The organism is Micromonospora sp. LOL_023, assembly GCF_048060115.1.
Classification (GTDB): domain Bacteria; phylum Actinomycetota; class Actinomycetes; order Mycobacteriales; family Micromonosporaceae; genus Micromonospora_E.
On sequence record NZ_JBHMIM010000054.1, the window covers coordinates 1 to 13,175 of the forward strand.

At 67.5% G+C, this 13,175-nt stretch carries 15 protein-coding genes; 2 read left to right on the top strand and 13 right to left on the bottom strand.

What is annotated here, in order from left to right:
- Positions 1–166 precede the first annotated feature (166 nt).
- The 6 genes from ACFHVL_RS24570 to ACFHVL_RS24595 form a co-directional block, all read right to left on the bottom strand.
- The gene (locus ACFHVL_RS24570) at positions 167–454 is read right to left on the bottom strand and encodes a hypothetical protein (RefSeq protein WP_416630793.1); all 288 of its coding nucleotides are present in this window, start codon (positions 452–454) and stop codon (positions 167–169) included.
- Between the two features lie 225 nt (positions 455–679).
- Positions 680–1,327, bottom strand: coding sequence for a hypothetical protein (locus ACFHVL_RS24575; RefSeq protein ID WP_416630794.1), 648 nt, complete (start codon positions 1,325–1,327; stop codon positions 680–682).
- Between the two features lie 13 nt (positions 1,328–1,340).
- Entirely contained in the window at positions 1,341–2,231 is an 891-nt protein-coding gene (locus ACFHVL_RS24580; protein WP_416630795.1) for a carbohydrate kinase family protein, read from the bottom strand.
- Positions 2,232–2,235: 4 nt separating this feature from the next.
- The gene (locus ACFHVL_RS24585; RefSeq protein WP_416630796.1) at positions 2,236–2,670 is read right to left on the bottom strand and encodes an NUDIX hydrolase; all 435 of its coding nucleotides are present in this window, start codon (positions 2,668–2,670) and stop codon (positions 2,236–2,238) included.
- The gene (locus tag ACFHVL_RS24590; protein WP_416630797.1) at positions 2,634–3,878 is read right to left on the bottom strand and encodes a radical SAM protein; all 1,245 of its coding nucleotides are present in this window, start codon (positions 3,876–3,878) and stop codon (positions 2,634–2,636) included. Before ACFHVL_RS24590 ends, ACFHVL_RS24585 begins: the two co-directional genes overlap by 37 nt.
- Before the next feature lie 11 nt (positions 3,879–3,889).
- Positions 3,890–4,570: a hypothetical protein gene (locus ACFHVL_RS24595; RefSeq protein WP_416630798.1), complete on the bottom strand. Its 681-nt coding sequence runs from the start codon at positions 4,568–4,570 to the stop codon at positions 3,890–3,892.
- 681 nt (positions 4,571–5,251) lie between these two features.
- On the opposite strand from ACFHVL_RS24595, the gene ACFHVL_RS24600 reads away from it, so the two are divergent.
- The gene (locus ACFHVL_RS24600; RefSeq protein ID WP_416630799.1) at positions 5,252–5,581 is read left to right on the top strand and encodes a hypothetical protein; all 330 of its coding nucleotides are present in this window, start codon (positions 5,252–5,254) and stop codon (positions 5,579–5,581) included.
- Positions 5,582–5,702: 121 nt separating this feature from the next.
- Here the strand turns inward: ACFHVL_RS24600 and ACFHVL_RS24605 are convergent, their stop codons facing one another.
- The 7 genes from ACFHVL_RS24605 to ACFHVL_RS24635 form a co-directional block, all read right to left on the bottom strand.
- Complete coding sequence (locus tag ACFHVL_RS24605) at positions 5,703–6,521, bottom strand: NYN domain-containing protein (protein WP_416630800.1); 819 nt, start codon at positions 6,519–6,521, stop codon at positions 5,703–5,705.
- A gap of 245 nt (positions 6,522–6,766) precedes the next feature.
- On the bottom strand, positions 6,767–7,243 hold the full coding sequence (locus ACFHVL_RS24610) for a PPC domain-containing DNA-binding protein (protein WP_416630801.1): 477 nt from the start codon (positions 7,241–7,243) through the stop codon (positions 6,767–6,769).
- Positions 7,236–8,309: an asparaginase gene (locus tag ACFHVL_RS24615; RefSeq protein ID WP_416630837.1), complete on the bottom strand. Its 1,074-nt coding sequence runs from the start codon at positions 8,307–8,309 to the stop codon at positions 7,236–7,238. Before ACFHVL_RS24615 ends, ACFHVL_RS24610 begins: the two co-directional genes overlap by 8 nt.
- A 57-nt stretch (positions 8,310–8,366) precedes the next feature.
- The gene (locus ACFHVL_RS24620; protein WP_416630803.1) at positions 8,367–9,962 is read right to left on the bottom strand and encodes a helix-turn-helix transcriptional regulator; all 1,596 of its coding nucleotides are present in this window, start codon (positions 9,960–9,962) and stop codon (positions 8,367–8,369) included.
- A gap of 440 nt (positions 9,963–10,402) precedes the next feature.
- Positions 10,403–10,777: an Imm1 family immunity protein gene (locus tag ACFHVL_RS24625; protein WP_416630804.1), complete on the bottom strand. Its 375-nt coding sequence runs from the start codon at positions 10,775–10,777 to the stop codon at positions 10,403–10,405.
- On the bottom strand, positions 10,764–11,630 hold the full coding sequence (locus tag ACFHVL_RS24630) for a DddA-like double-stranded DNA deaminase toxin (RefSeq protein WP_416630805.1): 867 nt from the start codon (positions 11,628–11,630) through the stop codon (positions 10,764–10,766). The genes ACFHVL_RS24625 and ACFHVL_RS24630 overlap by 14 nt, the downstream gene beginning before the upstream one ends.
- Before the next feature lie 257 nt (positions 11,631–11,887).
- On the bottom strand, positions 11,888–12,442 hold the full coding sequence (locus tag ACFHVL_RS24635) for a hypothetical protein (RefSeq protein WP_416630806.1): 555 nt from the start codon (positions 12,440–12,442) through the stop codon (positions 11,888–11,890).
- Positions 12,443–12,735: 293 nt separating this feature from the next.
- On the opposite strand from ACFHVL_RS24635, the gene ACFHVL_RS24640 reads away from it, so the two are divergent.
- Positions 12,736–13,110: an RNA polymerase sigma factor gene (locus ACFHVL_RS24640; RefSeq protein ID WP_416630807.1), complete on the top strand. Its 375-nt coding sequence runs from the start codon at positions 12,736–12,738 to the stop codon at positions 13,108–13,110.
- Positions 13,111–13,175: the final 65 nt, after the last annotated feature.

Consider the following 13,175-nt stretch of genomic DNA (forward strand, 5'->3'; position numbering starts at 1 on the left):
CTGACAAAATGCTCATCCCGGCACTACTCAAAGCAGTCAATTAGTGACTAACCGACTTTGCTTTGGCTCTGGGCCCGGGGCACTCACGGCCTCAGCTTTCTTATCGCCGACTGGGGTCGGTCAACTGCTCTACTGGCAGCTGGGTTTGAGTGATAGTCAACCCGGCTTACATCGATTCCCGGAATACAGGCCAGCGGTTGTAGCCAATTGACGGATCATTTGCCCGAAGGCTCCTGATGAACTCAACTTCCCGTTTGCCCACCTCAGCGTTCGAGGCAGTATCGGACTCCCAGAGGATTTCTTTTCGGATGGTGAAGTCTCGACGTTCCTCGTCAGTGAAATCTGCTTCTATGAGTCGACTGTTGGCACTTCCGTAATAATTCAACGTTCCTGTCAGGTCCTTGCCCACGTAGATTTTCCCGTTTGGGTAGGTGATCCGGTAGATGACCTTCACGAGCGCCGACCTCCGACGAGCGGACAGGTCGTCAACGTAGCTGGCGGACTGCCGGTTTCGGAACCACACGAACGGGCATCGTCCGTCGCCGTCCGCCTGCCGCCGATCCGCCCATCGGGGAGCGAGGAGCCCGGCCCCAGGGTCGCAAGGTGAAGAGCTTCGCGTGTGCAGGCACAACCCGGGCGGCGATGTACTGCGGCGGGGCCACTGGTCCGGGTTCCGGCCTCAACTCAGTAGGCCCAGCTCGGTAAGGTGGCGGACGCGTGCGGTCGCCTGGTCGGGGGTCATTCGTTTGCGGGCTGTCTCGGCGGGGTCCTCGTTGGCGGTGCCGTACTGCCACCAGGCGTGGCCGGTGTGTCGGTCGGTGACGACGAACCGGTCTTTGACCGCGGGTCCGCGGACGATCAGTGAGGTGGTGTAGGGCTGAGCCACCACCGAGTGGATCATGGTGTGGTGCAGGGTGTAGGTGTCGCCGGGCTGCTCGGTGCGGACCATGCGCGGTAGCAGTGTGGCGGGGTCGATGGTGTCGCTGATGAGGTCTTCGGTGCCGTAGAGGGTGTGGGTGTAGCTGCCGTGCAGGATGCGGCTGACGTAGCTCCACCGGTGGTTGTGGGGTCGGTCGAAGTAGCCGGGTAGGAAGATGTGCAGTCGTAGCCGCCATCCGGTTGGGTCGTCGTGGATGACGATCTTGTCGAGGATGTCGTAGTGCTCGCACAGCCGCAGCAGTTTCGGGTCGGCGAGTGCGTCGTCGATGAGCCCGCGGAGCAGGTCCCGTTCGGTGTCGAGGCGGGTGAGCAGGATGTCGCTGGTGGTGGTGACGGCGGTGAGGTCGGTCCAGTCCAGTTTGCTGATGTCGGCGAGTAGGTCGTCCATCGCTGGTTTCCCTTCAGGCGGCGGGGCGCTGTGCGAGCAGGTGGGGTGCCAGTGCGGCGGAGGTGACGCAGTGGGTGGTACCGGCTTCGCAGCCGGCGCGCAGGGCGGCGTCGGTGTCACCGCCGACGAGAAGGGCGTGGATGTAGCCGGCGGAGAAGGACGCTCCGGCGCCGTGGGTGTGGGTGACCGGTCCGGGTGGCGCTGACGTGCGGTGTCGGCGGTGTTGGGTGCGGGCGATGGCGCCGAGCCGGCCGAGCGTGACGACGGCCGCGTCCGGGCGGATCCGTTCGTACAGGTGTGTCGCGAGTTCTTCCGCGTCGTCGGCGTCGGATTCGTCGAGGCTGGTCTGCACGGCCAGCACCCGTTCCCCGTGGGCGGCGTCGGCGATGGTGTCCGCGAGGGGGTCGCCGCCGAGGTTGAGGACCAGCCCGGTGCCGTGGGCGGTGGTGATCGCGTGGGCCGCGAAGTCGGTGAGGACCTGGTAGCAGTCGATGTATCCGATGCGGGCCTTGGCGAGTGGTGTCAGGTCGGCGTGGTGTAGGTCGGCGTAGGCGTGGTGCAGGGCGGCGAACCAGGTGCGGGTGTCGTCCTCGTCGGCGATCACGGTCAGGTGCGGGGTGGGGACGTCCGGGTCGGGGTGCAGCGCGTGGCGGACTCCTGCGGTGGTCAGGGCTGCGAGCAGGTGGTGGCCAGCGGGGTCATCGCCGACCCGGTTGGTGACCAATCCGACGGTCAGGCCGGCTCGGGCGGCGGTGACGGCGGTGAGTGGACCGTCTCCCGCGACGGATGCGGCGATCGCGTTGACGACCGTGCCGCTGTTGGCGCGTGGGTAGGCGTGGACGTGGAGGAGTTGCGCGGCGGCGAGGTAGCTGACACAGGCGAGGTCGAGGAGTCGGTCCGCCACGGCGTTAGTCCCGCCAGCCGCGTTCGGAGTAGGACTCGCCCTTGGCGTAGCGGGCGAGTGCCTCGGCCGCGTAGTCGATCATCTGTTCGGGCAGGCCGGACAGGGGGAACCATCGCCAGCCGGCGCACTTGTCCGGCTCGTTGTTGACCGGTTCGCCGGTCCAGCGGGTGACCTCGAAGAAGAGCGCGGCCCGGGCGGACTCGGTGTGGTGGTGCAGCAGGTGGGCGAACCGCACGTCGGCAGGATTGATGTCGACGCCGATCTCCTCCTTCGCCTCGCGGACGAGGCCGGCGACTGCGGACTCGCCGTCCTCGCCGTGGCCGGATGGCAGGTGCCAGCGGCCGTCGCCCCAGCCGGTGTTCTGCCGCTGGCCAAGCAGGATGTCCTCGTCACGGCGCAGGATCAGGTGCAGGTCGAGCTGGGCGCGTTGCTTGCCCATGGGCTACTCCTCACATTCGATGGCGCTGTCGGCTCGGCCGGTCCGGCCGACGCTGCTGTCCAAGGGCATGGTGTGGTCATGCGTCGGCTTTCCAGAGGCGGCACACCGGCACGATGTCCGGCACCGTGCAGGAGGCCGCACCCATCACGAGTTCCTCCGCCGCCGCAGCCGTCGGTGACGTCACAGCCGCCGCAGCTTGGGCGGCTCAACACGCGTGTGAACAGGTCGAACTCGTTCGGCCCCTTGCTGATCTCGATTCGGCCGTCGATCATGTTCGCGTAGTGCAGGTCGGTGTCGAACAGGTACGAGCAGACGTAGGCGCGGCCGTCGGGGAACACCGAGATCCGGTCCAAGGTGCGGCCGATGCACCCCTGGTAGCCCTGGGCGGCGTAGTGGGCGATGCGCTCACGCCGCGCGTAGGTGGGTTGATACCAGGTGCGGGTGCGGTAGTTGGGAGCGACCTGTTCCAGGTTCTCGTAGAAGGCGATCCACTCGTGTGGTGGCATCGCCATCTCCGTCGAGGTGTGGCCGATGCCGATGGTGCTGAACACGTGGTACTTGACCAGGGACACGCCGAGGTCGTCGGCGATTTGCAGCAGCCTCAGGCTGTCGCTGGCGTTGGCCCGATTCACGGTGCAGATGATCCGTACGTCAAAGCCCCTCCGTGCGAGGGTAGCGACATTGCGTAGCGTCTCGTCGAAGGTTCCCTTTCCCCGGATGCGGTCGTGGCTGTCCGCCGACCCACCGTCGAGACTGATCTGCACGTACGAGAAGTCGTTCGGGCGCATGTCGGCGAACTTGCGCCGTGCCGGTTCCAGTCCGTTGCTGGTGGTGATGACGTGCTCGAACCCGATATCGGCGGCGGCGCGGATGATGCGGATGTAGTCCGGGTGCAGCGTCGGTTCGCCGCCCAGGATCGTCAGCTTCGAGCTGCCCATCCGCCGCCACAACCGCAGCGTCTCGATCACCTGGGCGTAGGGCATCTTCTCCGCCGAGTCGAGCCGATCGCCCATGTAGCAGTGGGCGCACCGCAACTGGCAGCGGTTGGTGATGTAGACGTAGAGGTTCCGGAACCGGCCGTACTCGATCCGGTCGATCCGTTCGGGGGTGGTGTCGTGTGCGCCGACGGGTAGCCGGGCGTGGCCGTAGGGGTCGGCCCCGAGGCCGGTTCGGCGCATCGTGGGGATGCCGACGCGGACAGGTGTCATGACGGACTCCTTCAGACAGACGAGGACTTGGTGACGACAACTGAGTGGCCGAGTTTCAGGACGGCCGCCGCCACCGCCTCCCGACAGGCGTCAGCAGCCTGCGTCGCGTCGACCCTGCGGTACGGCAGTCCCTCCTCCTGCGCGAGTGCGCGGATCCCCGGGATTCGGTCCCGGTACCGGCGTAGTCGCGCGCTGAGTACGACGGGGTCGTCGCTGCGTCGAGGGACAAGGAGGGTGTGGCATCGTCGGCAGCGGCCAGGCGACGTTTCGCTGCCGACAGCGGGCCGGTGCGGGTCACCCTGCGGGTCAGCCTCACAGGCGGGACAGACCCGGCGCCCGCGCGAGCGGGTCTCGACAGTCAGGTCGTCCGCCAGCAGCTCAACACCCACCACCGATCCACCCAATGCAGCGATCTTCGCGATCATCTGAAGCTGATTCGCGTTGCCGGGAAGGTTCTCCAGCAACACGACGCCACGATCGGCGTAGGCACCATCGACGAACGCTGCGGTCAGTAGGAGCTCGACGGTGCTGTCGCCGTACCAGCCCAGTGGATCGTCGGTGTCGAAAACCCGGGGATCGAACCGGCCCTCGCTGCGACAGCGGTAGGCGAACTCCCGCAGCCGGAAAACACTCGCACCGGCCGCAGCCAGGAACGCCGAGACGGTCGACTTTCCGGCAGCGGGTGGACCCACCAAGGCCACCAACGACAGCGGGCTAGCGGCTGGAGGAACACGGGAGCCGGTGTCCTCTCCCGGCACCGACCTGACGTCGATCACGTCTCAGCCCTCCCACCATGTCGGCTTTGGAACCCAGTCAAGGCCGGTGAGCACGTGTCGAACACCCTCGACCCCAACTTCCGACACCCGTCAACAGACGTAGCGACAAGGCGGACACCAGCAGCCGCCGACTCGCGCCGGGTGCAAACAGGAGATTCACGGCCCGCCGGACACGCTGTCCGACGTCCACGTCGATAGCCGGCGTAGCGTACGTGTCACCTTCCGCACTCGCTGTGCGGGGGATGTTCACATTCCGATCGCACCGTATGATCAGACACCACTCGGGCGTAACCGACCGTCTGTCCCGACCGCCGGGTCAGCGGCCGTAGCCGCCCCTACCGGAGTGACAGTGACCTATCAGTGTGGAAATCCGCCCCACGCAGAACCCCCGATCGATCAGGCGTTGGAGGACCTCAAAGCACGCGGATTCACTATCAGGTGGCGGGCACGGTGGTACAAGGTCACCTGCCCCTGCCGGGAGCACGCCCGACAGGTCCACCACAACCCCAAGCATCCATCTGACTACGCTACGGAATTGATGCGCTGGGCGTTCTTCCTCCCCTGTATCGTCCGAGCCGATTGGAGCCAAGGCCAGGCATGCGGGTACGCATCCACGTGCAGTTCGCACCCGCAGGACCAGACGGACAACAACTCCCCGGGCGCGAACTCGACGAGCGAGCTGAGATCCTCATGGATCAACTGCTCACCTTCGAGCAGGGTCAAGATCCAGAACTCACGAATGTTGCAACAGCGCATGATGGGATTCTCGGTGTCATCACCGCCGAGGGAACGCTGGATTGCCCAGACATAGAGATTTTGGTCGCAATCGACGTTTTCAGGAAAATCCTCGAACGCGCGATCGGAAGCACGCAAAACTTCCCCCCGGTCCGCATCAGACGGATCCTCGCCGAAGAGCTCACAGGCTGAACAGTTGTTCCCCCTGGGGCGCGGACAGGAGCCGCCTCGGCGGCTCACCGGGCGTGCAGCCCACTGTGACGGCTGGCTGTGATGGCGCTGCCACGCGGGCGAGATCGCTGCGGCCTCCGCTTCAGTCAGCGGTCGTCAGCGGTAGAGGGCTGTCGGTCGCGGGAGCCGAGCGGGACTTCGGCGTCGTCGCTGATGAATGGTGTTTGTCGCGGACGTAGATGACGCCGGGCTTGCCGCCTCCGGGGTTACGTCGCTCAGTGACGAACAAGGCGGTCGCGGTGACGAGGTCGCTGAGTTTGCCGTAGCCGTAGCTTCGCGGGTCGAAGTCGGGCCGCTGCTTGAGGATGATGTTGCCGACGTTGGCCAGGTGCGCCCAGCCGTCGTCATCCGAGGCGGCCTCGACCGCGTTGCGCAGCAGAGCGACCAGAGCCGGGTCGCTCTTGGGATGAGCTGCCACTGGGGTGGTTTTGGTCGGTGTGATGTCCTCTGGCGAGCGGGTACTGGCGTAGTTCAGGTTCTCGGTATAGACGAACTTGTCGCAGGCGGCGACGAACGGTTTCGGGGTCTTGCGTTCGCCGAAGCCGTAGACAGTGAGCCCAGATTCGCGCAGCCGTGACGCCAGGCGGGTGAAGTCGCTGTCGCTGGAGACGATGCAGAACCCGTCGAAGCGTTCGGAGTACAGCAGGTCCATCGCGTCGATGATCAACGCCGAGTCGGTGGCGTTCTTGCCTGTGGTGTAGGCGAACTGTTGGATGGGTTGGATCGACTGGGAGAGCAGCAGGTCCTTCCAGCTTCGGAGGCTGGTCCCTGTCCAGTCGCCGTAGGCGCGTTTGACGTGGGCGGTGCCGTACTTGGCGACCTCGGCCAGGAGCGCCTCGATGGTCGTCGGTTGGGCGTTGTCCGCATCGATCAACACGGCGAGCTTAGCGGCGGTGTCCATCGCGTCCTCGGTTCTGAAGTCTCTCAGGCGGGCTCTTTCCACGTAGGCCCAACGCCGTCACCCTGGCGGTTGACCCACTGGTGACTCACCGAGCCCGCCCGCAGCCGGTCCAGCACGACCTCCCGCCGGCTCCGCACATCATCTTCCCACGCGATCCCGGGAAGTCTGCGGTGGCAACGCCGCGAACAGGCTCGCCGCTCGCCCGGCTTCACGGTGGCAGACCAACAATCTACGGTCATGCTCGATCAGCTGCCGTGCCCTGCCGGTCCGAGGTGTAGTTGCGGTACGTCGTAGAGGTCGGGGTTCGGTAGCCGACGCATGGTCGGTGCGGTGACTTCGATGATGAGCATTTCGGTGAGGAACTGGACGGTCGCGTCGAGGAGGTGGCTGGTGTGGGCGGTGGCGCTGTGTTCCTTGAGTCCGGCGGTGATGTGGATGTGGGGTGTGATGGTCCCGGTGGTGTCGTCCCAGGCGATGGTGCCGCCGCCGAGGGCTTCGATGTTGGTGAGGTCGACGTGTGACCAGACGGGTGCGTCGGGGTTGTCGAGGCGTTGGCAGGTGCCGACGATCTTCGCCTCGCTGAGGCCGGCGATGAACATCGGGATGTAGCCCTGTCTGAGGTTGTGGGTGCGGCAGGCGTCGGTGAGGGCGGTGAAGAAGTCGTCGCCGTGGTCGAAGACGACGCCGATCATTCGGCCGGGGGTCAGGTCGTGGCTACGCATCCGTACGGCTCGTTCCCAACCGGTCGTCGCTGGTGGTGGTCCAGGGCCAGGTGGTGGGTTCGGTGAGTCCACCGGCTGTGGTGACCGCGGCCGTGATGTCGTGTGGTTTCGTGTCGGCGGCGAGGAGGGCGCGGAGCAGGACGCGGGCCTTGTAGGGGTGGAGCCAGCCGGCGGGGATGAGACCACGGGCGATGAGGTCCTGCTCGGAGCCAGGGAAGCCGTAGGTGCGGGTGAGGGTGGGTCCGGCGGGGGTGCGGGAGGCGAGGAGGACGGGGATTCGTCCGGCGAGGGTGGTGAGGGTGTCGACGAGGGGTTCAGGGACGTGGCCGACGCCGAATCCGGCGATGACGAGGCCGTCGCAGTGCCGGCCGATGGCGTCGAGAATGGTGGGGTCGTCGTCGAGGGTGACGGTGTGCAGGGCGACGGTCGCGGTGTCCGTCGGCTGCGGGGCGGGGATGGTCAGCCGGTGCGGCACCCGGTTCAGCATCCGTACGGTGCCTTCGAGGACGTAGCCGAGAGGGCCGGTGTCCGGGGAGCGGAAGGTGGCGCCGCTGGTGGAGTGGGTCTTGGTCACCCATCGCGCGGCGTGGATCTCGTCGGCGAAGGCGACGAGGCAGCCCTGGTCCCGCGCCTGCGGGGAGGCGGCGGTGTGGATGGCGGCGAGGATGTTCGCGGGGCCGTCGGCGCCGGCGAGGGTGGGGTTACGCATCGCGCCGGTGACGACGACCGGTTCGGGGCGGTGGTGGAGCAGGTCGAGCAGGTAGGCGGTTTCCTCGATGGTGTCGGTGCCCTGGGTGACGACGACACCGGTCGCGCCGTCGGCCAGGGCCTGCGTCGCGGCGGTGTGCAGCTCGGTGAGGTCGGCGACGGTGAGGCTCGCGCCGGGGCGGCGGCGGAAGTCCACGACGTCGACCGCGATCCGGGCGTCCGCGAGCCCGGGTACGGCGTCAACGAGCTGCTGGGCGGTCAGGGCGGGACTGACCGCGCCGCCGCCGGTGCCGCTGGTCATGGCGATGGTGCCGCCGAGGCCGAACACCACCACCCGTGGCGTGGGCGTTGCCGGGATTGAGGACACCGGGTTCCTTCCGTACGGACGCTTGTTCGTGGTGGTGTCGGGAGCCTATTACGGCAGGGAGCCGACGAATCGGCACGCCCGGTCGATGCCGTCGAGGCAGAGCAGGCGGCTGCGGGGTTCGGCGATGCCGGCCAGGCCGTGGTCGCCGAGTTCGGCGCACCGGTGGCGCAGGCGGGTCCAGTCCAGGTTCAGGTAGTCGGCGAGAGCCTGCATGCGGGAGCCGGTGGTGTCGCCGGCGATGACGGAGTGGGCCTGTACGTGTGCGGCGGCGTCGCGGTATTCGGCGATGGCGGCGCGCTGGTCGGTGACGTCGACGTGCCATACGCCGTCCGCGCGGAGCCAGGTGGCGACGATCGCCCGCTGGGGGGTGAGGACGAGGCCGGGCAGCGTGCCGTACTCGGGTTCGTCGGTGACTGCGGTGTCGATGCCGAAGGATTCCATCAACGCGATCGCCAACAGCAGGAGTATCCGTTCCGACTCGGTGGAGGTTTCCACGGCGGATCGGGGGACGCAGAACATCCTGGTCGACCGTTGGGAGCTGGAGCTGGTAGCGGACCGTTTCGCGGTCGCTTGCAGGTAGCGGAGCTTGTGGCGGAAGAGCAGCCAGGTGCTGGCCTCTTCACCGGTCTGTTCCCGTGTCCAGAAGGTGGGGGTCTCGGTGAGCCGGTCCCATTGGCGACTGATGTGGTCGGCGCAGAACGCCGAGCCGAGCCACATCCGTGACACGGTGTCCAGGTCGTCGCCGATGTCTGCGCTGACGGCGGACCGGGCGAGGCTGCTGTACTCGGCTGCGGCGGTCCGGGTGGTGTCGAGTCGGGCGTCGTCGAGCAGGAGCGACTGGTCCAGGTTCGCCACGGCCCACAGCACCGCTGCGGTGATCGCGTCGAGCTGGTAAGCGCGGGGAACGAGCAGGCGGACATCGTCTCCGGTGTCGACCAGCCGCTGGCACGCGTGCCGGGAGTCCAGCCCGAACAGCCCGTCGCTGGTGGACGTGACGGCCCGGCCAGCGACGATCCGGCGCTGGAGAGGATGCCGCCACTGTCTACCGGCATCGGTGCGGGGGATCGTCGCGACGATCCGGCCGTCATCGATCGCCGGGTAGATCTCCGCCTCGACGGACGCGCCGGGGAAATGCCGCCCGCCCGGTGCGGGAATGGTGTGATCCGCCCTGGCTGCCTGGAACGGCTCGCCGATCGTCGCCGCGATCATCGAAATGAGATCGCCGCCGGCCTGTCCGACGGGAGCTAGCCTCGGGTGGACCGACAGGGTACTGGAGCCTGGTGGGCGGTCCAGGGCTGCCTCGGCCGCCGCACCCCACCGGTCGCGCAACGCCGCTTCGGACCGCTGCGTCTGGTACTGCATCTCCAACCGGCGGTAGGCATCATAGGCGTCGAGCAGTCCACCGCCACCGTTGAGGATCGTGTCGCACTGCTGCCAGAACACCCGGTCGGCCACCTGCCGGCCGGCTTCCACGTTCGCCACGGTGCTGCGAGTACTGAAGACCCGGCGCGCGACATCCTTCTGCACGAGCCCACGCGCCGTACGCAGCTCGCGGAGCTTCCGGCCGAGCGCACGCTTCGCGTCCTGCAGGTGTCGTCGCTCGAGGGTCGCGGAGTCCTTCCTGCCGTGGTTGGCCCCGTCCACTGGATAACATCCCGTCTACCGTCGATGGTGCCTGGTGAGCTGACCGTAGTCAGCTGTGGGGCGGGATCCGGGGCTGGAGGACCCCGCCGTCTTCAGCTGTCCAGTCCTGGATCAACCTCGAGACCTCCGTTCAAGCCGCCGGTCCCGGATGTCGCGGAGCCCGTGCGCGACGGTCCCAGACGGCGGTAAGGCGGCGGAGCACTTGAGATTGGTCGCATCCACTCAACACCAGAGTGGCGATGTCGAACACCCTCGACACGGAACCTTGACAGCCCCCGGCCTGCGGTCTTCGAAACCTACGCACCGGCCATGCTGCATGACCGTCAGCATCCGCGCGATGATCGGACGCGCCGCTGAGCACCCAGCCGAGGGTGGCATTGCCGCCTACGCCTACCTCGCCGCAGCTGACGGCAGCACCTTCGACGTCAGGGCCTTGTACGTCACTGGCTGCCCGCGGTCCAGTCGAGCGACGGCTGCTGGCCGGTGCGGAGGAACTCGCGGGCGGCCTCGCAGGCGCGGTGCGGGCTGATGCGGGTGCGGTCGGGTGGCACCTCGCTCCAGTCTCCGTAGAAGTCAAAGGCGATCGACTCGGCGGCTGGATCCAGGTCCGGGTCGATGGCGTAGCGGTTGCCGCTGCCGTGGGGTTGGCCGCGGTCAAGCCAGTCGACGAAGGACCGTTCGTGGTGGCCCAAGCCGATCATGATGGCGCCGTGCCGGCCAGGTCGGTGGATCTGGACCGCGTAGGGCAGGTCCTCGGCGGCCGCTTGCGCGTGGACACGGTCGAGGACCAGGTCCAGTTCCTCAACCGTTGACACCGCGACCTCGTTGCCGCGGTGCGGCTCCTCGGCGGAGGGGCCGTCCCAGGAGACGGTGTAGCTCACGAGGCGATGCCCTCCCTGTGCCGGTGTAGACCTTCAACGGTCTGGTGGTCGCTCCGTCGGACACGTGTACCGCCAGTCGGCTGCCCTCGGGCAACATACCGGGTAGCACCTCGTCGCAGCCGACGTACTCACCTCGGCTGACGCAGGTCGGTTTGTTGACCACCAGGACCGCGTCCTTCGGTGCACCGGGCTCGCGTAGCAGCGCCGCGGCGTGTGCCTCCACGTGCTCGCGGGTGACCTGCGCCAGTGGATGCCAGTCAGGTCGGAGTCCGTCGCGGGCGCCGGGCGCCGCGCCGCTGCGGAGAAGCCCTCCTGACTGGGTGAGCGGTGTTCCGGTGAGCGGGGTGCCGTTGCCGTCGGAGAGCAGTCCGTGGGTGGGGCCCTTGCCGCCGGGGCGGCGCGGCAGCCGGCCTCCGGCGTCGTCGACCCATGGCGAGAGTGGAGACGCCTCGGCTGTGGCTGGTGTCTTGGTTGGTCCACATGTCGGGCTGATCTCACTGTGCGGCTGGCCGGAGCCGGCAATGGTGAGGCCCATCGTGCGGGCGTACCCCCTGGCCGCCTCCACTGCCTGGGCCGCGAGGTCGTCGGACTCCCGAACACGGTCGATCGCCGCGGCGACCGCGCCCAGCGCCCGCATGGCAAGCGGATGGCGACTCTCCCGTACCGTCGCGGCAAGGCGGTCGCGGCTGCTCTGGAGAGCAGCGGCCACCCGTGCGGCGCGCTGGCGTTCACGCTCGATGCCGTCGATGACAGCCCGCAGGGCGGTGCCTACGTCGGCAACGCTCACCAGAACCCGCCCTTCACCACTGCGGCGGTGAAGTGTTTCGATTAGATCTGCGTGTCTGCTGTCCTGGTAGTCCTCCCCACGCACGTGGGCATGTTCCGGGGGGTTGAGCGCGGAGGGACGGCCCGGTTTCGGTCCTCCCCACGCACGTTGGGGTGTTCCGTCGATCACCCGGTTCAAGGCGTTGGCCCGCTGGTCCCCTGAACTACCCCCTGCTCTGATGGTGCGTCAGGACGCGGAGAGTCGCCGTAGCGTTGTGATCAGCGGTGGCGGCCAAGTGCGGCGAATGCAGCTGCCATCAGTAGGTCCTGGCATACCTGGTCGGGGTCCTGCGTGCCGTCGACAGGGACGGCGCCGAGGCGCCGCCAGGTCGCGACGAATGCCTGGTAGCTGGCCATCGCGGTGGCCAGTGAGTCGTTGGCCCGGCAGACGCCGCCGCTCTGTTCGACGTCAGTCAACCGCCTCCGCATCGTGGTCTGGTCGATTTCCAGCAGCAGGCAGGCGTCGAACCGGTTTCTGAGCTCTGAGGCGTTGGCGGCCTGGCCACACAGCCACAGTGTCTGTACGCCGTCACGGTGGGCGGTGGAGATGATCTCGTCGAGTCGGTCCGGGTTCCACGTTCGCCGAAGTGGCGGCGGCGAGGAGCTGTTGTCCTGACGGCCGGGCTGCCGGTCCTGGGGACCGGCGGGGTGTGGCCAGGAGCAGGTGCTGTTGTCGTCGTCCAGGCTGATGCTGGTGTGGCCCAAGTCGGACAGCTTGTGCGCGACGGTCGACTTGCCGGCTGCAGGCACGCCGGTCACTAGGAGCACCAACACGGATCCACTTTCGCATACCCGGTCGACCTGCGGTGTACCTCGGCCGCCCCGGCGTCGCTGCCGGTAACGCTCTGGACACGAATCGGGGTACTTGTCGTCTTCGGGTGGTGCGTGGCCGCTCTTTCCTGCCGGGGAGTTCAGGGCTGATGGAAGTGGTTTCGAGAAGGAGGAGTGCAGGTGCGCCACGTGTTGCTGGGGGCGGCAGGTCCTGGGTGGACCGCGGTGTCGGTGTCGCGCTGCGGTGTGCGATCCGGTGCCTCGACCGGTGTTGCTGGTGAGCGGCGGTTCGCCGGATGAGTCTTTCGCGTGAGGTGGATGAGCAGTTCACAGCGTTTTTCCGGCGGTGGCGGGATCCGTTGCGGCGGGCGGTGGTGGCGTGGACGGGGGATCGGTTTCTCGCTGATGACGTGGTGCAGGAGGTCATGTTGGTGGTGCGTCGCTACTGGGGCCGTTACGAACGTCCGGAGGTGCTGATGTACCGGTTGGCACGTCAGCAGCTGACTCGTGAGGGTGCCCGGGTGGAGTCGTTGGAGGCGTGCCGTGGCGAGGTGGAGCGGATCCCGGCTGGCGAGGGCGGTCGGGATCTGGCCGCGCACGTGGATGTGCTGCGGGCGGTGCGGATGTTGCCGCCGCGTCAGCGGGAAGCGACGACAGACGCAGGTGTGTGATCTTGACGTCGGGGCTGTCGCCGAGATCCTCGGTATCGGTGAGTCGACGGTCAAGACTCACCGGT